Below are 5,987 nucleotides of genomic sequence, written 5' to 3'. Positions count from 1 at the left end.
GGGGAGCTAGGGCGAACCTGAGGCGCGGCACATCTGGCGAGGGGCCGGGGTGGGGGGCGGGACCACGACGTCCGCCCGTCACCCCGGCCCCTTCCGCATGGGCCCACCCGGCCGCCCTCGCGCACGACGGGCCGCCGGGAGCCGCCACCGCGCGCATTGTTCGCACGCATTCTCCGACCGCATAACCGGAACGCATTTCGTGTGCGCATTTCATGGGCGAATTCCCCGTACACATTCCGGCTTTCTTCTGCCCCGGATCACGGACTCTAAACGCTAAGGTTTCATCAGCACATCCGAGCCATTCCACCACCTGTGACGTACCCCACATCGCCGCCTTTTCGCCCGGATTTATACCGGCAGACCAGTACATACCGACGCTCGCGCGAATAACACATCGACTCTCTCACGCCCACCCCTCCGCCCCATGCAATCCAAGAATTCGGTCGGTAAATTGCCACGACATGACCGCAGCACAAGCAGCCATGACCTTGGAAAGCCCACGCGTGGAGGACGGAGCCGCGATATGGCGTATCGCCCGCGATTCCCGGGTGCTCGACCTGAACTCCTCGTACAGCTACCTGCTGTGGTGCCGCGACTTCGCCGCCACCTCGCTGGTCGCGCGCGCCGCCGACGGTGAGCCGGTCGGCTTCGTCACCGGATACCTGCGCCCCGACCGGCCCGGGACCCTCGTCGTCTGGCAGATCGCCGTCGACGAGAGCCAGCGCGGCCGCGGGCTGGCCGGAGTGCTGCTCGACGCGCTGACCGCCCGGGTGGCCCCGGAGGCCGTCGAGACGACGGTCACCCCCGACAACACGCCCTCGGACCGGCTCTTCACCTCCTACGCGGCCCGGCACCGGCTCCCCCTGGAGCGCGAGGTCCTCTTCGACGGGGGCCTGTTCCCCGACACCGCCGACGGCGCCGCACACCAGCCCGAAGTCCTGTACCGCATCGGCCCCTTCCATACCCCTGGAGCTTCGCTGTGACCATCACCCCGCCCGAACTGAGCGTCTTCGAGACCCTGGAGTCGGAGGTGCGCAGCTACTGCCGCGGCTGGCCCACCGTCTTCGACCGCGCACAGGGCGCGCGGCTGACCGACGAGGACGGCCACGAGTACCTCGACTTCTTCGCCGGCGCCGGCTCGCTCAACTACGGCCACAACAATCCCGTACTGAAACGGGCGCTGATCGACTATCTGGAGCGCGACGGGATCACCCACGGTCTCGACATGGCCACCACCGCCAAACGGACCTTCCTGGAGACGTTCGAGAAGGTCGTGCTGCGGCCGCGCTCGCTGGCGTACAAGGTGATGTTCCCGGGCCCGACCGGCACCAACGCGGTGGAGTCCGCGCTGAAACTGGCCCGGAAGGTGAAGGGCCGCGAGTCGGTGGTCTCCTTCACCAACGCCTTCCACGGCATGTCGCTGGGTTCGCTGGCCGTCACCGGCAACGCCTTCAAGCGGGCCGGCGCGGGCATTCCGCTGGTGCACGGCACACCGATGCCGTTCGACCACTATCTCGACGGGCAGGTGCCGGACTTCCTCTGGTTCGAGCGGCTGCTCGAGGACCAGGGTTCCGGTCTGAACAAGCCCGCCGCGGTGATCGTGGAGACGGTCCAGGGCGAGGGCGGCATCAACGTGGCCCGGGCCGAGTGGCTGCGGGCGCTCGCCGACCTGTGCCGGCGCCAGGACATGCTGCTGATCGTCGACGACATCCAGATGGGCTGTGGCCGCACCGGCGCCTTCTTCTCCTTCGAGGAGGCCGGCATCACTCCCGACATCGTCACGCTGTCGAAGTCGATCAGCGGATACGGGCTGCCGATGTCGCTCTGCCTGTTCCGGCCGGAGCTGGACGTGTGGGAGCCGGGCGAGCACAACGGCACCTTCCGGGGCAACAACCCGGCCTTCGTCACCGCCGCCGCCGCGCTCGACACGTACTGGGCCGACGGCCAGATGGAGAAGCAGACCCTGGCGCGCGGCGAGCAGGTCGAGCAGGCCCTCCTCGCGATCTGCGAGGAGAACTCCGCCGACGGCGCCCACTACCGCGGCCGGGGCCTGGTCTGGGGCCTGGAGTTCACCGACCGGACCCGCGCGTCCAAGGTCTGCGCGCGCGCCTTCGAGCTGGGGCTCCTCCTTGAGACCTCCGGTCCGGAGAGCCAGGTCGTCAAACTCCTCCCGCCGCTGACCATCACCCCCGAGGAGCTGGACGAGGGGCTGCGGACGCTGTCCCGCGCGGTCCGCGAGACCGTCTGATCCAGCCGTACCACCTCTAGACGAAAGGGAGTTGCACCACCGTGATCGTCCGATCGTTCAAGGACATCGAGAACACCGAACGCCATGTGCGGGCGAAGTCCGGCACCTGGGAGAGCAAGCGGATCGTCCTCGCCAAGGAGCGGGTCGGCTTCTCGCTGCACGAGACCGTGCTCTACGCGGGCACCGAGACGTCCATGTGGTACGCCAACCACATCGAGGCCGTCCTGTGCGTCGAGGGCGAGGCCGAGCTGACGAACGACGAGACCGGCGAGACGCACTGGATCGAGCCGGGGACGATGTACCTGCTCGACGGCCATGAGCGGCACACCATGCGCCCCAAGACCGACTTCCGCTGCGTCTGCGTCTTCAACCCGCCCGTCACCGGCCGGGAGGACCACGACGCGAACGGGGTGTACCCGCTGCTCACGGAGGAGGGCTGACCATGACGAACGTCCTGACCGACCTGTACCCGACCCGCGGCGCCTCCGAGGTGCTCACGCCCCGCCAGGATCCGGTGGTGTGGGGCGACGCCCAGGGCCTTGAGTCGTACGAACGGGACGGCTTCCTCGTCGAGCCCGAGCTGCTGGCCGACGACGAGGTCGCGGAGTACCGGCGCGAACTCGACCGGCTGGTCGCCGATCCGGCCGTACGGTCCGATCCGCGCGCGATCGTCGAGCCGAAGTCGTCGACCGTACGTTCCGTCTTCGAGGTCCACCGGATCAGCGAGGTCTTCGCCCGGCTGGTCAGAGACGAGCGGGTGGTGGGCCGGGCCCGCGAGATCCTCGGCTCGGACGTGTACGTCCACCAGTCGCGGATCAACGTGAAGCCGGGCTTCGGCGCCTCCGGGTTCTACTGGCACTCGGACTTCGAGACCTGGCACGCGGAGGACGGGCTGCCGCGCATGCGCACGGTGTCGGTGTCGATCGCGCTGACCCGGAACCACGAAACCAACGGCGGCCTGATGATCATGCCGGGCTCGCACCGCACGTTCCTGGCGTGCGAGGGCGCGACGCCGAAGGACAACTACAAGCGCTCGCTGCAGATGCAGGACGCAGGCACCCCGTCGGACGAGGCGCTGACCTCGCTCGCGGACGCGCACGGCATCCGGCTCTTCACAGGCCGGGCCGGTTCGGCGACCTGGTTCGACTGTAACGCGATGCACGGCTCGGGCGACAACATCACGCCGTATCCGCGCAGCAACGTGTTCATCGTCTTCAACAGCGTGGAGAACACGGCGGTGGAGCCCTTCGCGGCGCCGGTGCGACGGCCGGAGTTCATCGGCGCGCGGGACTTCACACCGGTGCGCTGAGCCGGGTGGTGCGGCGCCGGGCGCGCGAGCGCGAGGCCCGGTGGTGCGGGGGCGGCCTTCTCGGCTGCCCCCGCATCCGCACGTGCGCCCGCCCCCGCGTCCGCCGCACCCCACCTCAGCCCGCCAGGACCTCCAGCGCGCGGTCGACGTCGGCCGAGCCGTTGTAGAGGTGGAAGGACGCCCGCAGGTTGCCCGCGCGGGCGGACATCAGGACGCCCGCCGAGAGCAGGGCGGACTGCCGGTCGCCGAGGCCCGGGACGCCGACGACGCCGGAGACGTCCGGCACCGGGGCGTGCCCCAGCTCCACGAGCCCGGCGCGGAACCGGGCGGCGAGGGCCTTGTTGTGGGCCTCGATCCGCTCGATCCCGATCTCTTCGAGCAGCGCGAGCGAGCGGGCCGCGCCGTGGTACGAGAGGAAGGCCGGGGGTTCGTCGAACCGCCGTGCGGAGCGGGCCAGTTCCCGCACCGGACCATAGCTGTTGGTCCACAGCTCCTCACCCGTGACCCAGCCCGCGTGGATCGCGACCAGCGAGTCCTGTGCCTCCTCCGTGACGGTCATGAAGGACGCCCCGCGCGGGCAGAGCAGGAACTTGTAGCCGCCGGCCACCGTGTAGTCCCACTCCCCCGCCCGCAGCGGCAGCCAGCCGGCCGACTGGGTGCCGTCGAGCAGCGTTCGGGCGCCGTGCGCAGCCGCCGCGGCGCGGATCGCCGCGAAGTCGGCCGTCCTGCCGTCCGCCGACTGGACGGCCGAGAAGGCGACGAGCGCGGTGTCGGGGCGGACGGACTCCGCCAGGCGCTCCAGCGGCACGAACCGCGTCTTGAGGTCGCCGCGGATGGTGAACGGGGTGATCAGGGAACTGAAGTCGCCCTCGGGGAAGAGGATCTCGGAGCCCGCCGGCATCGACTGCGCGATCATGCCGACATGGACGGATACCGAACTGCCGACCGCCACCCGGTCCGGGTGGACGTCCATGAGCCGGGCGTAGGTGGCGCGGGCCTCCGCGACGGTCTCGAAGTCGCCTGCCCCGTTCGGGCGGCCGGCCGCGGTCTCCTCGGCGAGGAGCGTGACCGCCTCGATCGCGCGGCGCGGCAGCAGCGCGCAGGCGGAAGTGTTCAGATACGTCTGCTGGGGCGCGAACTCGGCTCCGCCGAGGGGTTCCATGGCATCCATGGAACCAGCCTGGTGTTCCTCCGACCTGCGGTCAATTGCCTTTGATCATGGGGAAAGGCCAAGTCGGCCTTATGTGCGCAGGTCAGAGGCGCGCCTCGGCCCCGGACTGTCCATGTCCGAGGCCGAGGTCCGAGCGAGGTGCGGGCCGGTCGGGCCTCACAGGTCGAGGGCCGGGGCCGGTCGGGCCTCGCAGGTCGAGGGCCGGCCGGTCAGGCCTCACAGGTCCCGTCGACGTCGCAGGCCGCCGCGTCGCCGCCGACCGGCTGGAGCGCCCGGCCCTGCCACGCCTGCTCCAGTGCCTGCGTGAAGACCTCGGCGGGCTGGCCGCCGGAGATGCCGTAGCGGCGGTCCAGGACGAAGAACGGCACGCCGTTCGCGCCGAGTTCGGCCGCCTCGCGCTCGTCGGCCCGGACCGCGTCCGCGTACGCGGTCTCGTCGGCGAGCACGGTGCGGACCTCGGTCTCGTCCAGGCCGGCCTCCGCCCCGAGCCGTACGAGGGTCTCGTCGTCGAAGACGGACCGCTCCTCGGCGAAGTTCGCGCGGTACGCGAGATCGAGCAGCTCGTTCTGCCGACCGCGCTCCTTGGCGAGGTGGAGGAGGCGGTGGATGTCGAAGGTGTTGCCGTGGTCACGGCCCTCGGTGCGGTAGCCGAGGCCCTCGGAGTGCGCGTTGGAGGCAACGTGCGCCTCCATGGCGCGGGCCTCGTCCAGGGTCCGGCCGTACTTCTTCGCGAGCATGTCGATCACCGGCGCGGTGTCGCCCTTGGGCCGGTTCGGGTCGAGCTCGAAGGAGCGGTGCACGACCTCGATCTCGTCGCGGTGGGCGAACTCCGCGAGTCCCTTCTCGAAGCGGGCCTTGCCGATGTAGCACCACGGGCAGGCGATGTCGCTCCAGATCTCGACGCGCATGTTGTTGCTTCTCTCCGGGGTCGTGGGGGTGTTCCGTGGCCGAAACACATCGGTCTACCGGATTCATTCCGCGACGGGCACCACTGTGAGGCGCGGCACGAGATGGGTGCCGGAGCGGGGGTGCCTCTATGTCCTTCGTCAAGGCGCCCGTGTCGGGTTTGGGGTGGTTCAGGGTTGTTAGGGTTATGCGGCGAGCTCGATGTCCTTCGGCGTCCGGGATTCGTAGAAGGTGCCGTCGCGGAGCATGGCGAACAGAACGCTGATGCGTTGGCGGGCGAGGCGGAGGAGGGCTTGGGTGTGGGTCTTGCCGCGGGCGCGTTGCTTGTCGTAGTAGGTGCGGGAGGCGGGGTC

6 protein-coding genes and 1 pseudogene are annotated in these 5,987 nt (G+C 69.9%); 4 read left to right on the top strand and 3 right to left on the bottom strand.

Annotated features, from left to right (window positions below; all coding sequences use genetic code 11):
* Positions 1-461 precede the first annotated feature (461 nt).
* Genes ectA through thpD form a run of 4 tightly spaced genes read left to right on the top strand, consistent with a single transcriptional unit; the run spans position 462 to position 3,557 of the window.
* Complete coding sequence (ectA, locus tag ACFUJR_RS23125) at positions 462-983, top strand: diaminobutyrate acetyltransferase (protein WP_383178105.1); 522 nt, start codon at positions 462-464, stop codon at positions 981-983.
* The gene (gene ectB, locus ACFUJR_RS23120; protein WP_383178102.1) at positions 980-2,248 is read left to right on the top strand and encodes a diaminobutyrate--2-oxoglutarate transaminase; all 1,269 of its coding nucleotides are present in this window, start codon (positions 980-982) and stop codon (positions 2,246-2,248) included. Before ectA ends, ectB begins: the two co-directional genes overlap by 4 nt.
* Positions 2,249-2,289: 41 nt before the next feature.
* A complete protein-coding gene (locus ACFUJR_RS23115) occupies positions 2,290-2,688 on the top strand; it encodes an ectoine synthase (RefSeq protein ID WP_352186227.1) in 399 nt (132 codons plus the stop codon).
* Positions 2,689-2,690: 2 nt separating this feature from the next.
* Complete coding sequence (thpD, locus tag ACFUJR_RS23110) at positions 2,691-3,557, top strand: ectoine hydroxylase (RefSeq protein ID WP_383178099.1); 867 nt, start codon at positions 2,691-2,693, stop codon at positions 3,555-3,557.
* 115 nt (positions 3,558-3,672) lie between these two features.
* On the opposite strand, the gene ACFUJR_RS23105 is transcribed toward thpD, so the two are convergent.
* From ACFUJR_RS23105 to ACFUJR_RS23095, 3 genes and pseudogenes are all read right to left on the bottom strand, one after another.
* On the bottom strand, positions 3,673-4,728 hold the full coding sequence (locus ACFUJR_RS23105; protein WP_383178096.1) for an aminotransferase class V-fold PLP-dependent enzyme: 1,056 nt from the start codon (positions 4,726-4,728) through the stop codon (positions 3,673-3,675).
* A gap of 209 nt (positions 4,729-4,937) precedes the next feature.
* Complete coding sequence (locus tag ACFUJR_RS23100; RefSeq protein ID WP_383178093.1) at positions 4,938-5,636, bottom strand: DsbA family oxidoreductase; 699 nt, start codon at positions 5,634-5,636, stop codon at positions 4,938-4,940.
* A 183-nt stretch (positions 5,637-5,819) separates the two neighbouring features.
* Positions 5,820-5,987 (bottom strand): annotated as a pseudogene (locus tag ACFUJR_RS23095) (IS110 family transposase); the annotation flags it as partial.

Origin of the sequence: Streptomyces sp. NPDC057271 (genome assembly GCF_042668715.1) — a bacterium.
In the GTDB taxonomy this organism is placed as follows: domain Bacteria; phylum Actinomycetota; class Actinomycetes; order Streptomycetales; family Streptomycetaceae; genus Streptomyces.
Note: the sequence above shows the minus strand (reverse complement) of the source record. Positions and strands in the feature narration are given on the sequence as shown.

Excerpts from the sequence above, each read along its gene's own strand:
- ectA (WP_383178105.1), top strand. The coding sequence starts at position 462 with ATGACCGCAGCACAAGCAGCCATGACCTTGGAAAGCCCACGCGTGGAG.
- thpD (WP_383178099.1), top strand. The coding sequence starts at position 2,691 with ATGACGAACGTCCTGACCGACCTGTACCCGACCCGCGGCGCCTCCGAG.
- ACFUJR_RS23105 (WP_383178096.1), bottom strand. The coding sequence starts at position 4,728 with ATGGATGCCATGGAACCCCTCGGCGGAGCCGAGTTCGCGCCCCAGCAG.
- ACFUJR_RS23100 (WP_383178093.1), bottom strand. The coding sequence starts at position 5,636 with ATGCGCGTCGAGATCTGGAGCGACATCGCCTGCCCGTGGTGCTACATC.